17 protein-coding genes are annotated in these 19,878 nt (G+C 69.5%); 8 read left to right on the forward strand and 9 right to left on the reverse strand.

The annotated features are described in order from the left end of the window. Positions 1 to 286: 286 nt before the first annotated feature. From ACFFJC_RS01125 to greB, 4 genes are all read right to left on the reverse strand, one after another. On the reverse strand, positions 287 to 811 hold the full coding sequence (locus ACFFJC_RS01125) for a TPM domain-containing protein (RefSeq protein ID WP_379485738.1): 525 nt from the start codon (positions 809 to 811) through the stop codon (positions 287 to 289). A gap of 40 nt (positions 812 to 851) precedes the next feature. Continuing rightward, complete coding sequence (locus ACFFJC_RS01130; RefSeq protein WP_379485739.1) at positions 852 to 1,664, reverse strand: TauD/TfdA dioxygenase family protein; 813 nt, start codon at positions 1,662 to 1,664, stop codon at positions 852 to 854. Between the two features lie 278 nt (positions 1,665 to 1,942). Further along, positions 1,943 to 2,722, reverse strand: coding sequence for a TSUP family transporter (locus ACFFJC_RS01135; RefSeq protein ID WP_379485740.1), 780 nt, complete (start codon positions 2,720 to 2,722; stop codon positions 1,943 to 1,945). After that, the gene (gene greB / locus ACFFJC_RS01140) at positions 2,719 to 3,198 is read right to left on the reverse strand and encodes a transcription elongation factor GreB (protein WP_379485741.1); all 480 of its coding nucleotides are present in this window, start codon (positions 3,196 to 3,198) and stop codon (positions 2,719 to 2,721) included. The genes ACFFJC_RS01135 and greB overlap by 4 nt, the downstream gene beginning before the upstream one ends. Positions 3,199 to 3,316: 118 nt before the next feature. Between greB and ACFFJC_RS01145 the strand changes: the two genes are divergently transcribed. After that, complete coding sequence (locus tag ACFFJC_RS01145; RefSeq protein WP_379485742.1) at positions 3,317 to 4,681, forward strand: glycoside hydrolase family 27 protein; 1,365 nt, start codon at positions 3,317 to 3,319, stop codon at positions 4,679 to 4,681. Positions 4,682 to 4,698: 17 nt separating this feature from the next. Here ACFFJC_RS01145 and ACFFJC_RS01150 read toward each other — a convergent pair whose 3' ends face one another. Further along, complete coding sequence (locus ACFFJC_RS01150; protein ID WP_379485743.1) at positions 4,699 to 6,690, reverse strand: lytic transglycosylase domain-containing protein; 1,992 nt, start codon at positions 6,688 to 6,690, stop codon at positions 4,699 to 4,701. 101 nt (positions 6,691 to 6,791) lie between these two features. Here ACFFJC_RS01150 and dapA point away from each other — a divergent pair, with 101 nt between their 5' ends. Further along, positions 6,792 to 7,673 (forward strand): 4-hydroxy-tetrahydrodipicolinate synthase, encoded by an 882-nt coding sequence (gene dapA / locus ACFFJC_RS01155; RefSeq protein WP_379485744.1) that lies wholly within the window; start codon positions 6,792 to 6,794, stop codon positions 7,671 to 7,673. Between the two features lie 69 nt (positions 7,674 to 7,742). Here dapA and ACFFJC_RS01160 read toward each other — a convergent pair whose 3' ends face one another. Continuing rightward, positions 7,743 to 9,680 carry an alpha/beta hydrolase family protein gene (locus ACFFJC_RS01160; protein ID WP_379485745.1) on the reverse strand — a complete coding sequence of 646 codons (1,938 nt, stop codon included), beginning with the start codon at positions 9,678 to 9,680 and terminating at the stop codon, positions 7,743 to 7,745. A 205-nt stretch (positions 9,681 to 9,885) separates the two neighbouring features. Between ACFFJC_RS01160 and ACFFJC_RS01165 the strand changes: the two genes are divergently transcribed. The 5 genes from ACFFJC_RS01165 to recA all read left to right on the forward strand — a co-directional run bounded on the left by ACFFJC_RS01165 (position 9,886) and on the right by recA (position 15,090). Continuing rightward, complete coding sequence (locus ACFFJC_RS01165; protein ID WP_379485746.1) at positions 9,886 to 10,335, forward strand: hypothetical protein; 450 nt, start codon at positions 9,886 to 9,888, stop codon at positions 10,333 to 10,335. A 90-nt stretch (positions 10,336 to 10,425) separates the two neighbouring features. Then, entirely contained in the window at positions 10,426 to 10,908 is a 483-nt protein-coding gene (smpB, locus tag ACFFJC_RS01170; protein ID WP_379485747.1) for an SsrA-binding protein SmpB, read from the forward strand. Next, on the forward strand, positions 10,905 to 11,495 hold the full coding sequence (locus ACFFJC_RS01175) for a DUF2062 domain-containing protein (protein ID WP_379485748.1): 591 nt from the start codon (positions 10,905 to 10,907) through the stop codon (positions 11,493 to 11,495). The genes smpB and ACFFJC_RS01175 overlap by 4 nt, the downstream gene beginning before the upstream one ends. Beyond that, positions 11,492 to 13,906 (forward strand): hybrid sensor histidine kinase/response regulator, encoded by a 2,415-nt coding sequence (locus ACFFJC_RS01180; RefSeq protein ID WP_379485749.1) that lies wholly within the window; start codon positions 11,492 to 11,494, stop codon positions 13,904 to 13,906. Before ACFFJC_RS01175 ends, ACFFJC_RS01180 begins: the two co-directional genes overlap by 4 nt. A 110-nt stretch (positions 13,907 to 14,016) precedes the next feature. Further along, positions 14,017 to 15,090, forward strand: coding sequence for a recombinase RecA (gene recA, locus ACFFJC_RS01185; protein WP_379485750.1), 1,074 nt, complete (start codon positions 14,017 to 14,019; stop codon positions 15,088 to 15,090). Between the two features lie 368 nt (positions 15,091 to 15,458). Here recA and ACFFJC_RS01190 read toward each other — a convergent pair whose 3' ends face one another. Then, positions 15,459 to 15,590, reverse strand: a complete 132-nt coding sequence (locus ACFFJC_RS01190) for a hypothetical protein (protein ID WP_379485751.1) — start codon at positions 15,588 to 15,590, stop codon at positions 15,459 to 15,461. A 349-nt stretch (positions 15,591 to 15,939) separates the two neighbouring features. On the opposite strand from ACFFJC_RS01190, the gene alaS reads away from it, so the two are divergent. Further along, positions 15,940 to 18,588: an alanine--tRNA ligase gene (alaS, locus tag ACFFJC_RS01195; protein ID WP_379485752.1), complete on the forward strand. Its 2,649-nt coding sequence runs from the start codon at positions 15,940 to 15,942 to the stop codon at positions 18,586 to 18,588. 243 nt (positions 18,589 to 18,831) lie between these two features. Here the strand turns inward: alaS and ACFFJC_RS01200 are convergent, their stop codons facing one another. Beyond that, positions 18,832 to 19,095 carry a hypothetical protein gene (locus tag ACFFJC_RS01200; protein ID WP_379485753.1) on the reverse strand — a complete coding sequence of 88 codons (264 nt, stop codon included), beginning with the start codon at positions 19,093 to 19,095 and terminating at the stop codon, positions 18,832 to 18,834. A gap of 165 nt (positions 19,096 to 19,260) precedes the next feature. Continuing rightward, entirely contained in the window at positions 19,261 to 19,875 is a 615-nt protein-coding gene (locus ACFFJC_RS01205) for a TetR/AcrR family transcriptional regulator (protein WP_379485754.1), read from the reverse strand. Positions 19,876 to 19,878 lie beyond the last annotated feature (3 nt).

Below are 19,878 nucleotides of genomic sequence, written 5' to 3' on the forward strand. Positions count from 1 at the left end.
CCTGGAAACCTCCTGCCCAGCCTCGCGGGCTTCGACAGGCTCAGCCTGAGCGGATTGAGAGTGCAGCTTTGGAGGGCTTTGCGCGCTCAAGCCTCCGGATCTCCGGGGGAAAACAACGAGGCATGGTCCAACCGACATCACCCCACCCACACCGCTCATGCTGAGCTTGTCGAAGCATGGGGGATCTCGCGCCCAATCTTGAGGGCTTCGACAGGCTCAGCCTGAACGGGGCGGTGGCAGCGTCGGGCGGATGGCCTTCAGCTCCCACACCTCCATGATCGGATATTCAGGTCACCTTGTCCGCGAGAGCTGTGACGCCGCGCTGCAGCCCGCCGGCGAAATCGTTCTCCTTGAACCGGGGCAGCATATCGCGCTGAATGACATGCCAACAGAAACGATCGCTTAGGCTGGCCTCGAGCCCCTTGCCCACTTCGATGCGGACCTTGCGGTCGTTCGGCGCGAGCAGCACCACGACTCCGTCGTCGGGCCCTTTCCGACCGATGCCCCAACGCCGGGCGAGCGCTAGGGTATAGTCCGCGATGTCGGCTCCGTTCAGCGACGGGATGGTGACCACGACCATCTGGTGTCCCGTCGCCTGTTCCAGCGCCTGGAGGCGTATCGCCAGCATCCTCTCCGCATCAGCACCGAGCTCGCCAGCGGCGTCGCTAACGCGGCCCTGCAGCCGGATCGGCTCGCCGGGCGCCTGTTCGATGGATTCGGTGAACGGCGCACCCGTCGCCTTGCCGGCGCCCTCACAAGCGCAAGGAAGCAGCAGCACGACCAGAATGGGAGCGAAAGCACGCGCGATCATGCATCCGTGTGCCCCCGCCGGCGGTGCCGGTCAACGCGGCTCAGGCGATCTCGCGCTGGACTTCGCCGATCTTCTTGCCGTCCTCGAAATAGCCGTGGCCGTAGTCGCCCTTGATCGTGGTGCGCAGCGTCTGGCGTTCGTACTGGGCGTCGCAGCCCTCCACGGCATGCAGCATGCGGTGGTTGTCCCAGATGATCATGTCGGTGGGCGTCCAGTCGTGCCAGTAGGCGCTGGTGCCCTCGCCCAGGCGGTTGATCTCGTGCGCGGCGTCGTCGAGCAGGCGGTCGCCCTCCTGGTCTTCCTGGTGCTCCAGCCCGACCGCCATCCAGGGTCCGAAATGCATGACCTTCTCCCCCGTCTCGCGCGTCCAGATCGCCGGATGCATCGCGCGCGGGAAGGTGGAGGCTTCCTTCAGCAGCTGCGGGGTGGTGGCGTACTCGGTCAAGGCCGTGAAGTTCACGCCGTACTTCATCGTCGAGAGGCGGGTGTCGAGCGTGTAGATGACGTTGCGCGCCTCCAGCCGGTCGCGCAGCGCGGGCGGGAACTGGCGGTAGAGCTCGACCCCGTCCATGAAGCCGGTGCGCCCGCCGACCGGCGCGTTGATCGGCGCCCGCAGCACGCCGGCGTAGTTGAGCTCGTCGTTGTAGCAGTGGTCGAAGTGCCAGGGCGAGAAGCGGGCGATGATGGCGCCGTTCATCTCCACCAGGCCTTCGCCCTTCGCCACCTCGTCGCGGGGCGTGTAGTGCATGTCGATCACGCCCAGCGCCTCCTCGCCGGTCTCGTCGTCGCGCGGGGTGGTCTGGGTGGGGTGGTCCTTGAGCGGGCCGAACACCTTGCTGAGCGCCACCTGCATCTCGCGCTCGGCTCCATGTCGCGGAACACGATCATGCCGCGCGCCACGAACAGGTCGCGCAGCTGCTGCCCGACCGCCTCGTCCGCGATCGTGGTCCAGTCGAGCCCGCAGACCTCGGCCCCGAAGCTGAGGTGTTCGCCGAGGTCCTTCACGACAATGCCCGTCATCCCACTCATCCCGTGTTGTCTTGTCTCGGCCCGCATTTGGTCACCGGTGGGCGGGTCGGCTCAAGCTACCGCCCGGAACCCTGACTTGACCCCAGCGGAGCGGAGCGCAGGCTAGAACAGCGAACGCAGCGGGTTTGACGGATCCGACAGCAGCTTGATGGTCAGCGCCAGCGACATCACCACCAGGAGCGGCCGCACGCCCTTCCCGCCGAAGCGGATCGCGAGCCGTGCACCGAGCTGGTTGCCGGCGACGTTGGCCAGGGCCATCGCGCCGCCCAGCAGCCACAGCACTTTGCCCCCGGCGACGAGGGCGGCAAGCCCCGCGACGTTGGTGGCAAGGTTCAGGAACTTGGTGTTGGCGATCGCCCGCACCAGACCCAGCCCGGCGAGCGCCACCAGCGCGGTCGTCAGGAACGAGCCGGTGCCGGGGCCGAAGAAGCCGTCGTAGAAGCCGATCGCGGTCGTGACCGCCACCAGCGCGCCGCGACCGACGCGCGCCTTTCGGTCCACCTCGCTCATCGGCGGGGCGAGCAGGAAGTCGAGGGCCATCGCGACCAGTAGCACGGGCACGAAGGCGGCCAGGAACGCGGGATCGACGAACTGCACCGCGGTCCCTCCCGCCAGCGATCCCACGAAGGCGCCCACGGCCGGCAGAGCGAGGGCCCTGAGGTCGACGTGGCCCGCGCGATGAAAGGTCAGGAACGCCGAGGCAGTGCCGATGGTGCTCTGCAGCTTGTTGGTGGCGAGCGCGGCGACCGGAGGAACGCCGGACGCCATCAGCGCGGGGATCGTCAGCAGCCCGCCGCCCCCCGCGAGCGCGTCGATGCTCCCTGCCAGGAACGCGACGCCGATCAGGAACAGCACCGCCTCCAGGGTCAGCTGCACAGTCACGGGTACGCGATCCCGACGATTTCCCACTCCTTCTCGCCCGAGGGCAGGCGCACCACGCGCAAGTCGCCCACCGCCGCGCCGCGAAGCGCCCGGGCGACCGGCGCGCTCCAGCCGATGCGGCCGGCCGCCGCGTCCTGCTCGTCGTCGCCGACGATGGTCACGGTGAGGCGCTCGTCGTCCTCGTCGGCCAGCTCGACCGTGGCACCGAAGAAGACCTTGCCGCGCTCGGCCTGCTGCGCGGGATCGACCACGCGCAGGGCCTTCATCCGCCGCGCCAGGAATGCCAGTTCGCGGTCGATCTCGCGCATGCGCTTGCGGCCGTAGAGATAGTCGCCGTTCTCCGAGCGGTCGCCGTTGCCCGCCGCCCACGAGACGATCTCGACGATGGCGGGCCGCTCGGTTCCGAGCAGGTGGTCGTAGCGGGCGCGCAGCGCGGCCATTCCGGCAGGGGTGATCGGGGGACCGACGGGTTTCATGGCGCCTCCTTAGGAGCGCAGGCGCAGCGCGCCAAGAGTGCCGGCGGCAGCGCTTGCATCGGCGATTTAGTCCGACAATAAGGCTGGCGCGAAACTCATGGGCAGAGGCACGGACACGATGGACATCTCACGGCGCGCGGCGATCATGGCGGCAGCAGCCGCGCCGCTGGCGGGGCTGGCCGGCAAGGCCGCCGCGGCGCCGGCCGGCGCCGCGGGAGAGATCGCGGCGGGCGCCGCCCTCGCGCCCCGTCCGCCGATGGGCTGGAACAGCTGGAACAGCTTCGCCGGCACCATCACCGAGGCGCAGGCGCTCGAGACCGCGGCGATCATGCGCGAGACGCTGCTGCCTTCGGGCTACGACGTGTTCACGGTCGACATCCAGTGGTACGAGCCGGAGGCCAGCAGCTACACGTACAACAGCAACCCGGTGCCCGCGCTCGACGCCCATGGGCGTCTGGTCCCCGCGCCCAACCGCTTCCCGTCTTCCACCCGCGGGCGGGGTTTCGCGCCGCTCGCGCAGAAGGTCCATGCGATGGGGCTGCGCTTCGGCATCCACGTGATGCGCGGGATCGCGCGCGAGGCGGTGAAGCGGAACCTTCCCGTCTACAGCGCTCGGGGCGTGCGCGCGCAGGACATCGCCGACACTTCGAGCATCTGCTCGTGGAACCCCGACATGTACGGCGTCGACATGGCCCAGCCCGGTGCGCAGGACTACTACGACGGGCTGTTCCGGCTCTACGCCTCGTGGGGCGTCGATTTCGTCAAGATGGACGATATGAGCCGCCCCTACGATGCCCATGCGCCCGAGATCGAGGCGGCGGCGCGGGCCATCGCCCGCTGCGGACGGCCGATGGTGCTGAGCCTCTCGCCCGGCGAGACCCCGGTCCTGCGCGGGGACCACGTCCGCCGCCATGCGCAGATGTGGCGGATCTCCGACGACTTCTGGGACGAGTGGCCGCAGCTGGAGGCCCAGTTCACGCGGCTGGAGAACTGGACGCCGTTCCGCGGCCCCGGCGCCTGGCCCGATGCCGACATGCTGCCGCTCGGGCGCCTGGCGCTCGGCGATCGCGACACCCGCTTCACCCCGGACGAGCAGCGCACGCTGATGACGCTCTGGTCGATCGCCCGCTCGCCGCTCATCATGGGCGGGGACCTGCGCCACCTCGACGCGGCGACGCTGGCCCTGCTCACCAACCCCGAGGTCCTGGCGGTCAACCAGGCCAGCCGCGACAACCGCCCGCACTTCGTGGAGGACGGCGTCAGGGTGTGGTCGGCGACGCGCGAGGACGGGACGGCGCGCTATCTCGCGGTGTTCAACACCGGCAAGGACGCGCGCGACATCCGGGTACCGCTCGATCTCGTCGGCGCGGGGTCGAAGGCGGTGGTGCGCGACCTGTGGCAGCGACGCGACCTCGGCCGGGTGCAGGGCACGCTGGTCGCCAGCCTCGCGCCCCATGCGAGCGCGCTCTACAGCCTGGCCTAGGCGGCCGGCCTCCCGCTTCAGCCCGGCTTGCGCTTGCCGGGCATCAGCCGCGAAAGCTTGTTGGCGCCGTTGTAGTCCGACTTCTCCGGGTACATGGTCTCGTAGACGACGGCGTTCTCCAGCACGCGCTGGACGTAGTTCTTGGTCTCGTAGATCGGGATCTGCTCCATCCAGTCGATCCAGTCGATCGCACCGGTGCGGGGGTCGCCGTTGGCGCGCAGCCACTTGTTCACGTTGCCCGGGCCCGCGTTGTAGGCGGCGACCGCCAGCGGCACCGCGCCGCCGAAGTAGTCCTTGACCCGGCGGAAATAGCCGTCGCCCAGCAGGATGTTGTAACTGGCGTCGGAGACCAGCGCGGACTCGCTGTAGGCCAGCCCCATCTTGCCCGCCTGTTCGCGCGCGGTGCCCGGCATCAGCTGCATGAGCCCGCGGGCCCCGGCGTGGCTGAGCGCGTTCTGCGCGAACTGGCTCTCCTGCCGGGCCAGGGCGTGGACCATGGTCCAGTCGGTGCCCGCCGGGGTCGGGATCAGCGGGAAGGCGATCCTGCCGAACTCGCCATGGCCGTCGGCGTGGGCGCTCTGGCCCAGGATCACGGCGAGGTCGCGCCGCCCGATCTGCTGCGCCAGCTCGGCGACGAGGACGTGGTCCTCGACCGTGCGCGCCTGGTCGGAGATCTCGCGGAAGAACTGCACGCCGGTGCGCCAGTCGGCATCGCGGGCGACGTCGCGCACGGCGTAGGTGATCGGCAGGCCGGCGAAGGAGGCGCGCTGGGCGGGGCTCGGCACGACCGCGGGCCGCGTGTCGAGGTTCGGGATCGGGCGCCCCAGCCGCTCCAGCGAGAGCTGGCCATAGAAGTAGTGGGGGTACTGCGCGGCCATCTCGAAGTAGCGGTTCGCCCCGGCCGTGTCCCCCGCCATGGCCAGCGCGCGGCCGGCCCAGTAGAAGCCCTTGGAGCGGGTGCCGGGCGTCTGCGCGGCGGCGCCGTAGCGGTAGAACAGCGGCGCCGCGCGCCGGGCGTCGCCCAGCGACCACAGCGCCTTGGTGCCGCCCAGCCAGACGAGCGAGGTATAGTCGTCACGCAGCCGGTAGGACTGGCGGCTGATGTCGGTGCCGGCCGGGAAGGCCTCGTCGATGCCGCTGGCGATCCGCACCGCGCTGGCGGCGTCGGCGCCGCGCGCCACCGTCAGCAGCTCGCGCACCCACAGCTCCGGCTCGGCGGCGGGGCGGGAAAGCGGCGGCCGGTTGGCCAGCAGCGAGACGGCGCCCGGCAGGTTGCCCGAACGCCGCGCCTGCACCGCGCGATTGTAGACGTAGCCGGGATCGGATGCGACCTGCGAAGGCAGCGACAGCCCCATCGTTCCCGGCGCGGAGCCCTGCAGCAGCGTCAGGCGCTCCATGAACTCGCTGCGCCGGCCGGCCGAGACGAAGGAGACCTGCCGCTCCGCCTGCGCCCGTTCCCCCTGCCAGAGCAGCGCGTCCATGCGCGCGTCGTGGTCGGCGCTGGTGAGCCGATTGCCGTACAGGCTGCGCAGCGCCGTCTCGTCCGAAGGGGTGAGCCCGCCCATGCGCCAGGCGGCGACGGCGGCGGTCCCGGCCTCGGCCCGCCGCATGGTGGACAGCGCCACGGCGTAGCGACCGGCCGCCTCGCTGGTGATCGGGGCATAGCGGTCGAAGAAGGCGACCACGGCGGTGGGTGACGGCATCTCCGTCAGCAGCGCCTTCTCGGCGTAACCCCGGATCTTATCCTGCTGGGGGTAGCCGGGGTAGCTGAGCAGGAAGCCCGAATAGGCGGCGAAGCCCATGCGGTCGTTGCTCGACAGCAGCTTCCAGCGCTCGACCGACTGGTGGACCGCCATGTCGTGCGACTGCATGGCCCGGGCGCGTGCCGCATCCCACTCCCGACCATCCTGGCCGCCCGCCGAAAGTCCGGTCTGGGCGAGGGCGGGGGTGGCGAAAACGGCGAGGGAAATGCTCAGCAGCAGGTGGGGGGCGCGCAACATGCTGGACATTTTCGAGGGAGGCTCCTTATCAGGCGCTGAACGTGACGTCCGGAGGGTGGGATTGTTCCCCGGCCCTGGGCGATCACTGGCCACGATACGAGGTAAAGTCCATGTTCTCCGGCTCGATTCCCGCGCTTGTCACACCGTTTCGCGACGGAGCGTTCGATGAGCAGGCTTTCCGGCGCCTGGTCGACTGGCAGATCGAATCGGGGTCCTCCGCGCTGGTGCCCTGCGGCACGACCGGCGAGAACTCGACGCTGTCCAACGCCGAGCACCACCGCGTGATCGAAGTCTGCATCGAGCAGGCGGCGGGGCGGGTGCCGGTGATCGCCGGCTGCGGCAGCAACGACACGATGAACGCGCTGCTGCACATGAACTTCTCCAAGAAGTGCGGCGCTGCCGCCGCGCTGCTCGTCGCGCCCTACTACAACCGCCCGAGCCAGGACGGCCTGCTGGCGCACTTCGGCTACCTGGCCGAGAACAACGACCTGCCGATCGTGCTCTACAACGTGCCGGGCCGCACCGTGACCGACCTGCTGCCCGAGACGGTCTGCGAGCTGGCGCGCCGCTACCCCGGGCGCTTCATCGGCATCAAGGACGCCAGCGGCGACCTCAGCCGCGTCACCGACCACCGCATGGGCATCGGCAAGGGCTTCGTGCAGCTCTGCGGCGACGACGAGCTGGCGCTGCCCTTCAACGCCGCGGGCGGGGTCGGCTGCATCTCGGTCACCGCCAACGTCGCGCCCGCGCTCTGCGCCCAGTTCCAGGCGGCCTGCGCGGCCAACGACCTGGAGAAGGCGCGCGAGCTCAACGATCGTCTCTACCCGCTCCACTACGCCATGTTCGAGGACAGCTCGCCGGGCCCGTGCAAGTACGCACTGGCGCAAGTCCACGACTGGATCGAGAACGAACTGCGCCTTCCCCTGGTCCCCTGCGGCGAGAAGGCCCGCACCGCCGTCGACGAAGCGCTGGTCCACGCCGGGCTCGTCTGAGGCTGGCGGGTCTAAAGCTGGCCCGGTCTGAGGGGCCGTCCCGGAGAGACCGGGACGGCCGCCCTCCGCTCAATAGGCGGGGTTGTTCTTCTCGACGAAGCGCATCGTCTCGGACAGCATCTTCTTGCGCGTCTCCGCCTGCGAGAGCCAGTGGTCCTCGCCCGCCAGCGTCACCAGCTCGTAAGGCTTGCCGGCGTCCTTCAGCGCGTCTGCCATGACCTGGCTCTGCTTGTACGGCACGACGGTGTCGTCCTTGCCGTGGATCAGCAGGACCGGTGCGTCGGCGCGCGCGGCGAAGCGGCGGGGGGAGACCTCGGAGTAGCCCTTCGGGTCGCCCAGTTGCTCGCGCAGCACCTTGCTCAGCATCTGCGAATCGCCGCTCTCGCGCACGTCGGTGGCGTACATCAGCTTGAGATCGGCGACACCGGCCACCGCAACGGCGCAGCGATACAGGCCCTGCTGCAGCGTCACCCCGGCGAGCGCGGCATAGCCGCCATAGCTGGCGCCGACGATGCACGCCCGCTTGGGGTCGACGACGCCGCGCTTCGCCAGCGCGGCGAGCCCGTCGGAGATGTCGGTCTGCATCTTGCGGCCCCATTCCCCATCCCCGGCATGGCGAAAGGCGTCGGAACCGCCGGTCGAGCCGCGGAAGTTGGGCTGGAACACCGCGTACCCGCGCGAGGCGAAGGCCTGCGCCCACCAGTCGAAGCTCGTCGTGTCGTGGTAGGCGGGACCGCCGTGCGGCAGCAGGATCACCGGCAGGTTCTTCGCCTCGCGGTCGGGCGGCAGGGTGAGCACGCCGCTCATCGCCAGCCCGTCGGCCGCAGCGTACTCGACCTGGGAGATCGGTCCGACGTGGGCGGGCGCGATGTCCGCCCGCTCGTCGGCGATGGGATCGGCACGCCGCCGCGCGACATCGACCAGGTACCAGGTGCCGCTGTCCTTGTTGCCGGATGTGCGCAGGATCACCTTGGAAAAGTCCGGCGTCCAGTCCACGAGGTTGACCTCGCGGCCGGAGAAGGCCTTGAATATCCGGTCGAGGGCGCTCTGGTGGACCGGGTCGCTCATCACCGTCGCGCGATGTTCGCCCGAGGTGCGATAGCCGATCATGTTGCCGGTGCCGCGATCGACGAAGATGCGCTCGATGCCGATGTCGCTCAGGATTTCCTCGGAGGGGCCGCCTGCCAGCGGGACCTTGAACCAGCGCTTGTCGCCCTCGTCGTCCTCGACCTCGTAGATGACGCCCGTGCCATCCCGGCTGAAGGCGATCAGCCCGACATGGCCGGCCGGATCGACGCCGCGCGCCAGTTCGGCGCCCTTGGCCAGGGTGATCTTCCAGGTGCCGCTCGTCTCCGAGATGTCCAGCGTGACCGCCACGTTCCCCTTGCCGTCCACCAGCCAGTCGCGAAAGTGGTCCTCGCCCGCGGGGGAGGCGACCGCGCGGGCCCGGTTGGTCTTGAGATCCACGGCGTAGAGCGTGGAACGCCCATGCTGAAAGCGCGGGGTCATGCCGCTGGTGTCCAGCGCAATGCCGCCGAAGTACCCGACGGTCTGCCCGTCGATGGTGCGGATGCCGTAGCGGCCGCGCGTGGTGTCGGCGATCTCGCGCGACTTGCCGAACACGAGGCTGGCTTGACCGCTGGATTTCGTCGGCAGGATGACCGTGCCGGAAAGTTCGTACTTGCTGGCGGTGAAGCCGTACATCGCCACCGTCGCGCTGTTGGTGAGCAGCACCGTCTCGTCGTCGGCCCACTCGATCCCGCGGACCTTGATGGAGCCGGCGGGCACGTTGAACACGACCTTGTCGTCACGGATCACGACCACCCGGCGCTGGCCCCCTACCTGCAGGACGTTGGCGGTGGACGTCCCGTCGGGTGAGATGGCGACGTCCTCGACGCTTGGGAGATCACCGTATGCATCGAGCGGAGGCGGAGCCGCGTGCGCCGCGGTCGTCGTAAGCAGCAGCAGCAGCAGGCCTGCCGGCCCGGCACGGTAGTTCGATCGCATCCTGTGTCATTCCCCCGAATTCGCTCGGCTACTTTCCCGTGCGAGGCGTACTTGGCAAGTCGCCTCGCACCGGTTTTCGGGCGGATCGGGCGTTAACTCCTCGTCATCGGCGCCAAACGACGCCATCGCGATCTCGCGCCCGCTTGCCAAGCCGCCGCGGAGGGAGAACACTCCGGCACAAACGACAAGAGCGGGAGAGTGCAAGATGGCCACCACTGCATCGCGTGCGCCGACATCGGCGACGACCTGGACCGATCGCGACTCCGTCACCGGAGACCATGCGCGCAGGGTCCTGGCCTATACCGACTGCATCAAGCGCACCGTGGAGCGCGCCAAGGACCCCGGCTTCGACGAGAGCGGCTGGGACGAGCTGGCCGCCATGCTCGACACGGAGGCGTTCGAGCGGGTCGGCAACGACAAGGTGGCGATGGGCTGGGAGGTCTATCGCGGGCTCCTGATGCAGTGGGCGACCACGACCGACTTCTGGGCCGAGTTCCACCGCATCAGCGAGGTCGGGGACCGCGTGTTCCTCGAGTTGACGGAGCACAACCAGCCGCGCGGGCATGCCGAGACGGTGGTCAATTCCTGCACCGTCTACCAGTTCGGTGCCGCGGGCAGGCTCGTCCACTTGGACATCTACCTGCAACACGACTGAGCCGGTCGTCCCGCTTCCCGCATCGCCCGCCCGGAAGCGGATCAATGGGGCGTTTCCTTTTGCCGCGCACATCCCTACATGCGGCTGACCATGGCACGCCCCCAGAACTCCGTTTTCGACAAGGCCAAGACAGTTGCGGAGAACCGCAAGGCCCGCTTCGACTACTTCATCGAGGACAAGTTCGAGGCGGGCATCGCGCTCACCGGCACCGAAGTGAAGTCGCTGCGCTTCGGGGAGGGCTCGATCGTCGAATCCTTCGCCGAGATCCGCGGCGGCGAGTGCTGGCTGGTGAACGCCAACGTTCCCGAGTTCAGCCATGGCAACCGCTACAACCACGAGCCCAAGCGCCCGCGCAAGCTGCTGCTGCACGAGCGGGAGATTTCGCGCCTGCAGGGCGCGGTGGAGCGCAAGGGCATGACGCTGGTGCCGCTGTCGATCTACTTCAACAGCCGCGGCCGGGCGAAGGTCGAGCTCGCGCTCGCCAAGGGCAAGAACGCGGCGGACAAGCGCAACACGATCAAGGACCGCGAGTGGAAGCGCGACCAGGCCCGCATCATGCGCGACCACGGATGAGCGCGCTGCTCGCCCGCCTCTCGGCCTGGCTGCACCGCCAGATGCCCACGCACCAGCAGCTCGCGGCCAACCGGCTGACGGCTCCCTTCGCGCGGCGGCAGGAACTGTTCCGCTTCACCCGCCGCTCGGTCCCGCGCGGCGTCGCGGTCGGCCTGCTGGTGGGCATCTTCGCGCTGATCCCCGGGATCCAGATCGTCGGCGCCGCGCTGCTCTGCGTGCCCTGTCGCGGCAACATCCCGATCGCCGCGGCCATGACCTTCCTGTCCAACCCGGCGACGACGCCGCTGATCCTCGCCGCGTCGATCTGGGTCGGCAACCTCCTGGGATACCACGCGGACCTCTCCACCTTCTACGCGCTCTACCAGAGCGGTGCGGGCGCCGGCGAATGGGCCGGCTGGCTGCTGTCCGACGCGGCGCCGGCGCTGGTCGTCGGGCTGTTCGTGATCTCGGTGCTCTGCGCGGCGATCGGCTACTTCGTCTCGGTTTGGTTCTGGCGCTGGTGGATCGGCCGCAAGCACCAGGCCCGCCGCCTGCGTCCCAGCAGGACGCTGCCCGCGCCGGAAGCGGGGTCGGAGCCCGCCGCATGATGGCCGGAGCGGAGAGGGCGGGGCGTTCGTCCGACCTGCTCCTTGTCGCCCTCGCCCTGCTGCTGAGTGTCGCGCTGGTCTGGCTGGTCTCGGCGGACGGGGTGCTGACGGGCGTGTTCCTGGCGGCGATCCTGGTGTTCGGCGCGCTGGCCTGGTTCCTGTCGCGCCGCAGCGCGCCGGCCGCGGAGGTCGAGTTCGCGCAGCCCGACTGGTCGGTCACGATCGCCGCGATCGAGCGCACCGACACGGCGATCGCCATCACCGACCGGGCGGGCCGCCTCACCTGCGCCAACGCCTGCTTCGAGGCTTGGTTCGGCGCCGGGGCCCCGCCGCGCCTGCCGGTGACGCTCGCCTCGGCCGAGCGCCTGGCAGACGCCACCCGCCGGGCCTGGCGCGACGGGCACGGCACCGCCGACGTGGCGAACGAGGAGGGCACGCACTGGCGCGCCGATGCCCGCCGGGTCGGCCGGGGCGACGACTTCCTCGTCTGGCGCATCACCGCCACGGATGCGGCCGACCCGGTGGGCGATCTCGTCGCCGCGCTCGACGGCAAGCTGGGCCGCGGCCTCGCCAGGGCCGGTATCGCGGCCGCGCTGGTCGATCCCGATGGCGTGATCCGCGCCGCCAGCGCCGGCTTCGCCCTGCGCGCCGCCGGCGATGCCCAGGCGGACATGACCGGCGCCGACTTCGTGGGCCTGCTGAGCCAGGACGAGGGCGAGCGCATCGGCTGGGCGCGCGAGGGCGGGCGCGGCGGCGCGCTGGTGCTCTACCACGTCCCGGTCGCCGACCCCGACCGCCCGGACGAGCCCGACCCGGCCGTCACCCCCTCGCTGATGCTGGTCGTCGAGGCGGCGCAGGGCATCGGTTCGAGCGGCGGCGGAGCCGGTTCGGCGCCGCACCTCGAGGCGCTGCTGAGCCAGCTGCCGCTCGGGCTCGCGATGGTGGATCGCGACGGGCGGCTGCTGTTCGCCAATCCGGCCTTCATGCGGGCCGCGGGGCAGGAGGGGCAGCCCTCGCCGACGTATCCCACCGACCTCGTCGTGCGCGAGGACAAGCGCGCGCTGTCCGAGGCGATCCGCCGCTTCGCGCAGGGGCCGGCGGCCGCGGGCGACCTCGCCGTGCGGCTTGCCAGCCAGCCCGAGGATCCGGTCTCGCTCAGCCTCGCCGGCGTGCGCGGCCTGGGCGACGCCGCCGTCCTCCTCGGGCTGACCGATTCGTCGGAGGAGATCAGGCTCAAGCGGCAGGTCGCGCAGGCCACCAAGATGCAGGCGGTCGGCCAGCTCGCGGGCGGCGTGGCGCACGACTTCAACAACGTGCTCACCGCCATCCTGGGCACCTGCGACCTCATGCTGATGCGCCACACGCCGGGCGATTCGGACTACGACGACATCCAGCAGATCCGGGCCAACTCCAACCGCGCCGCCTCGTTGACGCGGCAGCTCCTCGCTTTCTCGCGCCAGCAGACGCTGCGGCCCGAGGTGATCCAGCTGCCCGACGTGGTGGCGGACGTGTCGCAGATGCTGCGGCGGCTCATCGGCGAGAAGATCCAGCTCGCCGTCACCCACGATCGCGACCTCGGTCCGGTGCGCGCCGATCCGACCCAGCTGGAACAGGTGATCGTCAACCTCGCCGTCAATGCCCGCGATGCCATGCAGAGCCGGGGCGACGGTTCGGGCCGGCTGGTCCTCGCCACCCGCAAGATCACCACCACCGACGTGCGCGCCATGCGCAGCGAGATCATCCCGGCGGGCGAGTACACCGCGCTCATCGTCGAGGACAGCGGCGGCGGCATCCCGCCCGAGAACCTCGGCAAGATCTTCGAGCCGTTCTTCACCACCAAGGAGCAGGGCAAGGGCACCGGGCTTGGCCTTTCGACCGTCTACGGCATCGTCAAGCAGTCCGGCGGCTTCATCTTTGCCGAGAGCGAGGTGGGCCGGGGCACCCGCTTCACCGTCTACCTGCCGGTCCACCACGCCGCGCCGGGCAGCGTGCCCGAGAAGGCCGTCGCGCCCGAGCCGCCGCCGACGCAGTGGGCGGGCGGCGGCTCGATCCTGCTGGTCGAGGACGAGGACCCGGTGCGCGTCGTCGCCGAGCGCGCCCTCACGCGCCAGGGCTACAAGGTCACCTGCGCGCGCGACGGCGAGGAGGGGCTGGAGCTGGTGCAGGAGGGCGGCCGGTTCGACCTCGTCGTCTCCGACGTCGTCATGCCCACGCTCGACGGTCCGGCGATGGCCCGCGAGATCCGGCGGTTCGCACCGGACCTGCCGGTGCTGTTCATGTCCGGCTATGCCGAGGAGCAGCTGCGCAAGCAGATCGGCATCACCAATGCGTGGTTCATGCCCAAGCCGTTCTCGGTGCAGCAGCTTTCCGAAAAAGTCGGGGATGTTCTGGCTCGCACCGCGGGCGGTTAAAAAACGGAAAAGACCCAAAGTTCACCTCTTGTTCCAGGAGAACAAAGAGGATACATATCCTCCCGTGACGTTGACCTTTCCGGTCAGGCAGGTAGCAGGAGGGAAGTGACATGGCTGCTCAGCTCAAGCTGATCCAGGAAGGCAAGGAAAAGGAATCGATGGACCGTCAGAAGGCGCTCGAAGCCGCGCTCGCGCAGATCGACCGTGCGTTCGGCAAGGGCAGCGCGATGAAGCTGGGCTCCAAGGAGACCATGCAGGTCGAAGCGATCTCCACCGGCTCGCTGGGGCTCGACATCGCGCTCGGCGTCGGCGGCCTGCCGCGCGGCCGCGTGATCGAGATCTACGGCCCGGAAAGCTCGGGCAAGACCACGCTGGCGCTGCACTGCATCGCCGAAGCGCAGAAGATGGGCGGCACTGCGGCCTTCATCGACGCCGAACATGCGCTCGACCCGGTCTATGCCAAGAAGCTGGGCGTCAACATCGACGAGCTGATCGTCTCGCAGCCCGACACCGGCGAACAGGCGCTGGAGATCACCGACACGCTGGTGCGCTCGAACGCGATCGATGTGCTGGTGGTCGACTCGGTCGCCGCGCTCGTCCCCCGTGCCGAGATCGAGGGTGAGATGGGCGACAGCCACGTCGGCCTGCAGGCCCGCCTGATGAGCCAGTCGCTGCGCAAGCTCACCGGCTCGATCAGCCGTTCGCGCTGCATGGTGATCTTCATCAACCAGCTGCGCATGAAGATCGGCGTCATGTACGGCAACCCGGAGACCACCACGGGCGGCAACGCGCTCAAGTTCTACGCTTCGGTTCGCCTCGACATCCGCCGCACCGGCGCCATCAAGGACCGGGACGAGGTGGTCGGCAACGCCACGCGCGTCAAGATCGTCAAGAACAAGGTCGCGCCCCCGTTCAAGCAGGTCGAGTTCGACATCATGTACGGCGAAGGCGTGTCCAAGATCGGCGAGATCCTCGACCTCGGCGTCAAGGCGGGCCTGGTCGAGAAGTCGGGCGCCTGGTTCAGCTACGATTCGATCCGCATCGGCCAGGGGCGTGAGAACGCCAAGACCTACCTGAAGACCAACCCGGACGTCTGCGACCGCCTGGAAAAGGCGATCCGCGCCAAGACCGACGGGCTGGCCGAGGAGATGATGGTCGGCCCCTCGGAAGACGACGACACCTGAAACACTCCGCGCCCCGGCACCCAAGCCGGGGCGTTTCGCCGTGGGCGGGGGAGTTCGCCAGAGAGGCGGCACGACCCAAGCTGCTCGGCCAGAGCTCGTCGAAGGCGGCGGGACGGGCGCGCGGCTCGCATGCTTCGACAAGCTCAGCATGAGCGGCGTGATGTGCCCGAGGGTAGTTCGCCGTTCAGCCCGGCCCTCCTCAAGCTGCGCATCTTCACCACCCCCGCTCAGCCTGAGCTTGTCGAAGGCCCCGCGGCGTGGCGCGAGGCTCGCATGCTTCGACGTGCGCAGCAGCGGCAGCAGCGTCTGGTTGCGCCCCGGAACTTCACCACGCCGGCCTCTCATCGGCCACCCCGGCAACGCACGTGTCAGGCACCGGCCATGAGCTGCGCCACGGTAAGGGCGATGCCGGCCACCGCGACGCCGGCACCGACGCCGAGGCGGACGGGGTTGACGAGATGCCGCAGGGGCAGCGCAAGCGATTGTTCGAGTTTGAACATGCCGCCCATATGGGGAGCGAACCGTCCGGCACCCGATGGCAGTTCTTCTCAGAGTGATTGGCCGCGCCGATGGCGCCGGGCGGTCGTGCTCCGGCGAGGTGCAGGGCTCGCGACCCCATCCCCGCAGATCCCGATGCCCGCAGGGTGCGTCGCGGGATTGGTGAGGACGTCGTTGTCTACGCAGACGTCGGCCCATCGAGGCGGGCCGCAATGGCCCGGCACCGATCCTCGCAAGCCTTGCCCGCCGGCCACCACCCACCGCCTTGCGGCATGTCATCGCAATTCCCGAACAGTCTGACCGCTCACAACCGCTTGCCGACCTCGCGCGCGTGGCTTATCGGCGCGGATCATGCAGACGACGAACGAAATCCGCAGGTCCTTCCTCGACTACTTCGCGCGCAACGGGCACGAGGCCGTGCAGTCGGCGCCGCTGGTGCCCTACAACGACCCGACGCTGATGTTCGTCAACGCCGGCATGGTGCCGTTCAAGAACGTCTTCACGGGCCTCGAGACCCGCTCGACCCCGCGTGCCACCTCGTCGCAGAAATGCGTTCGCGCCGGCGGCAAGCACAACGACCTCGACAACGTCGGCTATACCGCGCGCCATCACACGTTCTTCGAGATGCTGGGCAACTTCTCCTTCGGCGACTACTTCAAGGAGCAGGCGATCACCCACGCCTGGACGCTCCTGACCCAGGAGTGGGGCCTGCCGGCAGAGAAGCTGCTCGTCACCGTCTACCACACCGACGACGAAGCCTTCGACCTGTGGAAGAAGATCGCCGGTCTGCCCGAGCAGAAGATCATCCGCATCGCCACCAAGGACAACTTCTGGGCGATGGGGGACGAGGGGCCCTGCGGTCCGTGCTCGGAGATCTTCTTCGACCATGGCGAGCACATCTGGGGCGGCCCTCCGGGCTCGCCGGAAGAGGACGGCGACCGCTTCATCGAGATCTGGAACCTCGTGTTCATGCAGTTCGAGCAGGCCGCGGGCGAGATCGTCGGCAACCTGCCCAAGCCCTCGATCGACACCGGCATGGGGCTCGAGCGCATTTCGGCCGTCATGCAGGGCGTCCACGACAACTACGACATCGACACCTTCAAGGCGCTGATCGCGGCGTCGGAGAGCCTGACCGGGGTTCCCGCCGAGGGCGACAGTCGCGCCAGCCACCGCGTGATCGCCGATCACCTGCGCTCGACCAGCTTCCTTCTCGCCGACGGCGTGCTGCCCTCGAACGAAGGCCGCGGCTACGTCCTGCGCCGCATCATGCGCCGCGCCATGCGCCATGCGCACCTGCTCGGCGCGCGCGATCCGCTGATGCACCGGCTGGTGCCCGCGCTGGTCGCCGAGATGGGACAGGCCTATCCCGAGCTGGGCCGCGCGCAGCCGCTGATCGAGGAGACGCTGGAGCGCGAGGAGATCCAGTTCCGCCGCACCCTCTCCAACGGCCTGCGCCTGCTGGACGAAGCCACCGCCGAAATGGGCGAGGGCGGGGAACTGCCGGGCGAGACCGCGTTCAAGCTCTACGACACCTACGGCTTCCCCTATGACCTGACCGAGGACGCGCTGCGATCGCGCGGGGTCACCGTGGACCGCGCCGGCTTCGACGCCGCCATGGCGCAGCAGAAGGCGGCGGCCCGCGCGGCCTGGAAGGGATCCGGCCAGGCGGCCGACAGCGAGGTCTGGTTCGACATCGCCGAGCGCGAGGGCGCCAGCGAGTTCACCGGCTACACCTCCACCACCGGCGAAGGCCAGGTCGTCGCCTTGGTGAAGGACGGCCGGGAAGTCCCGAGCGCGAGCGCCGGCGAGCAGGTCGTGGTGCTCACCAACCAGACCCCGTTCTACGGCGAATCGGGCGGGCAGGAGGGCGACCGCGGCATCATCGCGGGTCCCAACGGCCTGCGCATCGAAGTCACCGACACGGCGAAGCCGCTGGGTCGCCTCCACGCCATGAGCGGCACCGTCGAAGCCGGCACGATCAAGGTGGGCGATGCCGTCCAGCTGACCGTCGATGCCGAGCGCCGCGACGCGGTGCGCGCCAACCACTCGGCCACCCACCTGCTGCATGCGGCGCTGCGCAACCGCCTGGGGGACCACGTCACCCAGAAGGGCTCGCTGGTCGCGGCCGATCGCCTGCGCTTCGACTTCTCGCATCCCAAGGCGCTGAGCGAGGAGGACACCGCGGCGATCGAGGCCGAGGTGAATGCCGAGATTCGCGCCAACGAGCAGGTGCTCACGCGCCTGATGACCCCGGACGATGCGATCGGCGCGGGCGCCATGGCCCTGTTCGGGGAGAAGTACGGCGACGAGGTGCGCGTGCTCTCGATGGGCCGCAGCTCGGGTGAGCGGACCTATTCGGTCGAACTGTGCGGCGGCACCCACGTGCGCGCCACCGGCGACATCGGCGTGTTCCGCATCGTCTCGGAAAGCGCCGTCTCCTCAGGCGTGCGCCGCATCGAGGCGATGACCGGGGAGGGCGCGCGCCAGTGGCTGGTCGGCCGCGAGGATGCGCTCAAGAACGCCGCCAGCCTCCTGCGCACGACGCCGGAGGAGGTGGAGGCCCGCGTTGCGGCGCTGCTGGACGAACGCCGCAAGCTGGAGCGCGAACTCGCCGAGGCGAAGAAGGCGCTGGCGCTCGGCGGCGGTTCGGCGAAGGCCGAGGCGGCGGACGAGGATGTCGGCGGCGTCAAGTTCTCGGGCCAGGTGCTCGAAGGGCTCGATCCCAAGGAACTGCGCGGCCTGCTCGATCAGGCCAAGCAGCGCCTGGGCTCGGGCGTCGCGGCGATCGTCGCGGTGAACGAGGGCAAGGCCAGCATCGCCGCCGCGGTGACGGAGGACCTCACCGGCACGATCAGCGCCGTCGATCTCGTCCGCAAGGGTGTCGAGGCGCTGGGCGGAAAGGGCGGCGGCGGCCGTGCCGACATGGCACAGGGCGGCGGTCCCGAGGGAGCCAAGGCCGCCGAGGCGATCGCCGCCGTCAAGGCCGCGCTCGCCGGGTAGTCGGGATACCGAAAGGGTTCGCAGGCTGCGGTTCTCGGCCCGCCCAATCCTGGACTTCGAGGCCTCGATCGTCGGCGTCCAGGCGGATCGGTGCGCGTGCCCCGCGTTCGGCGCGATCATGATGGTCGCGAGTCGCTGATCCGAGGATCGGCTCGCATCGGAAACAGCTGGCACGGTAGCCCGAGGCCGACCCGAAGGCGCGGCCGTCTGCGAGCCCGCGATTCGCCGGCCCGGGGGGCTGCGTCAGTTCACGCGGCGGCGGTGCTTGCCGCCGTAGCGCCGGCCGCAGTAGTCGTCGAGTTCGCGCATTTCCGAGGCCGCGGCCGCGGCAATAGCGGCGCCGCAGGGCAGGCTGGTCTCGTTCGCTGCCATGCGCGCTTCCACGCGGTCGCGCAGCTCTTCGAGGTCGGCGCGGGACAGCACGTTCTTTTCACGCAAGTAGCAGATCAGGCTCTGCAGAAGAATGATGGCCTTCTCGCCCGAATCGACTTCGTTGTTCTCGATCATCCCAAGGTCCTCTCGTGCGACCGTATTTTCGGCCGGCATTGTTGGAGGATGATACAACGCGGAAACGTTGTCCAGTGTTGCCACGCAAGGATTCGCGCCGGAAATCGCCGGCGGGAGCGGCGAGGCGCCTGCGGTTCTTCGGGTCGGTTGCGCCGGGGGGCGTGATCATGCGTCGAGGGCGGCGAGTTCCCTGCGCAGGAGGGCCGCGGCGTATCCGCGCAAGTCGGCGTGGTCGCGGCCGGGCGCCAGCTCGATCCTCGCCATGATGCCCCAGGCCAGCGTCATGATGAAGTCCATCATGGTGGACCGCCGCCGTTCGGAGGCCGCGGGCGCGATCGACTTCAGGGCCGCTTCCAGGCTGGCGCGCACCCGCGCTTCGACCTTCCCGTTGACCTGCTCGATGATGGGATTGCGGCCGACTTCGGCCAGCAGCTCGCACATCAGCCGGCGGTCCTCGGGCGAGGGCTCGTCCGTGCCGATCCGCTCGACCCATTCGAGGATCGCCTGCGTGTTCCCGGCCTCCACCGCCGCCTGGAGCCGCGCCTCCTCCAGCCATCCGACGAGGTCGGCCTCGCAGATGGCGGCGACGATCGCCTCCTTGTTCGCGAAGTCCCGGTAGATCTGCCCCACCGCGATTCCCGAGGCGCTGGCGATCTGCGCCATTCCGGTCTGATGGAACCCACGCTCGACAAAAAGGTTACGCGCCGTGTCCAGTAGATGCTGGCGGCGTGCAAGGGACCGCGCCGTCCGGGTCCGCTCTGTTGTTCCGTCGCTTGCCACGTG

The sequence above is a fragment of the Novosphingobium soli genome (genome assembly GCF_042432915.1).
Lineage (GTDB): Bacteria > Pseudomonadota > Alphaproteobacteria > Sphingomonadales > Sphingomonadaceae > Novosphingobium > Novosphingobium soli.

Bases quoted from the DNA above. Each gene is read 5' to 3' on its own strand.
- ACFFJC_RS01125 (WP_379485738.1), bottom strand. From the start codon at position 811: ATGATCGCGCGTGCTTTCGCTCCCATTCTGGTCGTGCTGCTGCTTCCT.
- ACFFJC_RS01130 (WP_379485739.1), bottom strand. From the start codon at position 1,664: ATGCAGGTGGCGCTCAGCAAGGTGTTCGGCCCGCTCAAGGACCACCCC.
- greB (WP_379485741.1), bottom strand. From the start codon at position 3,198: ATGAAACCCGTCGGTCCCCCGATCACCCCTGCCGGAATGGCCGCGCTG.
- ACFFJC_RS01145 (WP_379485742.1), top strand. From the start codon at position 3,317: ATGGACATCTCACGGCGCGCGGCGATCATGGCGGCAGCAGCCGCGCCG.
- ACFFJC_RS01150 (WP_379485743.1), bottom strand. From the start codon at position 6,690: ATGTCCAGCATGTTGCGCGCCCCCCACCTGCTGCTGAGCATTTCCCTC.
- dapA (WP_379485744.1), top strand. From the start codon at position 6,792: ATGTTCTCCGGCTCGATTCCCGCGCTTGTCACACCGTTTCGCGACGGA.
- ACFFJC_RS01160 (WP_379485745.1), bottom strand. From the start codon at position 9,680: ATGCGATCGAACTACCGTGCCGGGCCGGCAGGCCTGCTGCTGCTGCTG.
- ACFFJC_RS01165 (WP_379485746.1), top strand. From the start codon at position 9,886: ATGGCCACCACTGCATCGCGTGCGCCGACATCGGCGACGACCTGGACC.
- smpB (WP_379485747.1), top strand. From the start codon at position 10,426: ATGGCACGCCCCCAGAACTCCGTTTTCGACAAGGCCAAGACAGTTGCG.
- ACFFJC_RS01175 (WP_379485748.1), top strand. From the start codon at position 10,905: ATGAGCGCGCTGCTCGCCCGCCTCTCGGCCTGGCTGCACCGCCAGATG.
- ACFFJC_RS01180 (WP_379485749.1), top strand. From the start codon at position 11,492: ATGATGGCCGGAGCGGAGAGGGCGGGGCGTTCGTCCGACCTGCTCCTT.
- recA (WP_379485750.1), top strand. From the start codon at position 14,017: ATGGCTGCTCAGCTCAAGCTGATCCAGGAAGGCAAGGAAAAGGAATCG.
- ACFFJC_RS01190 (WP_379485751.1), bottom strand. From the start codon at position 15,590: ATGTTCAAACTCGAACAATCGCTTGCGCTGCCCCTGCGGCATCTCGTC.
- alaS (WP_379485752.1), top strand. From the start codon at position 15,940: ATGCAGACGACGAACGAAATCCGCAGGTCCTTCCTCGACTACTTCGCG.
- ACFFJC_RS01200 (WP_379485753.1), bottom strand. From the start codon at position 19,095: ATGATCGAGAACAACGAAGTCGATTCGGGCGAGAAGGCCATCATTCTT.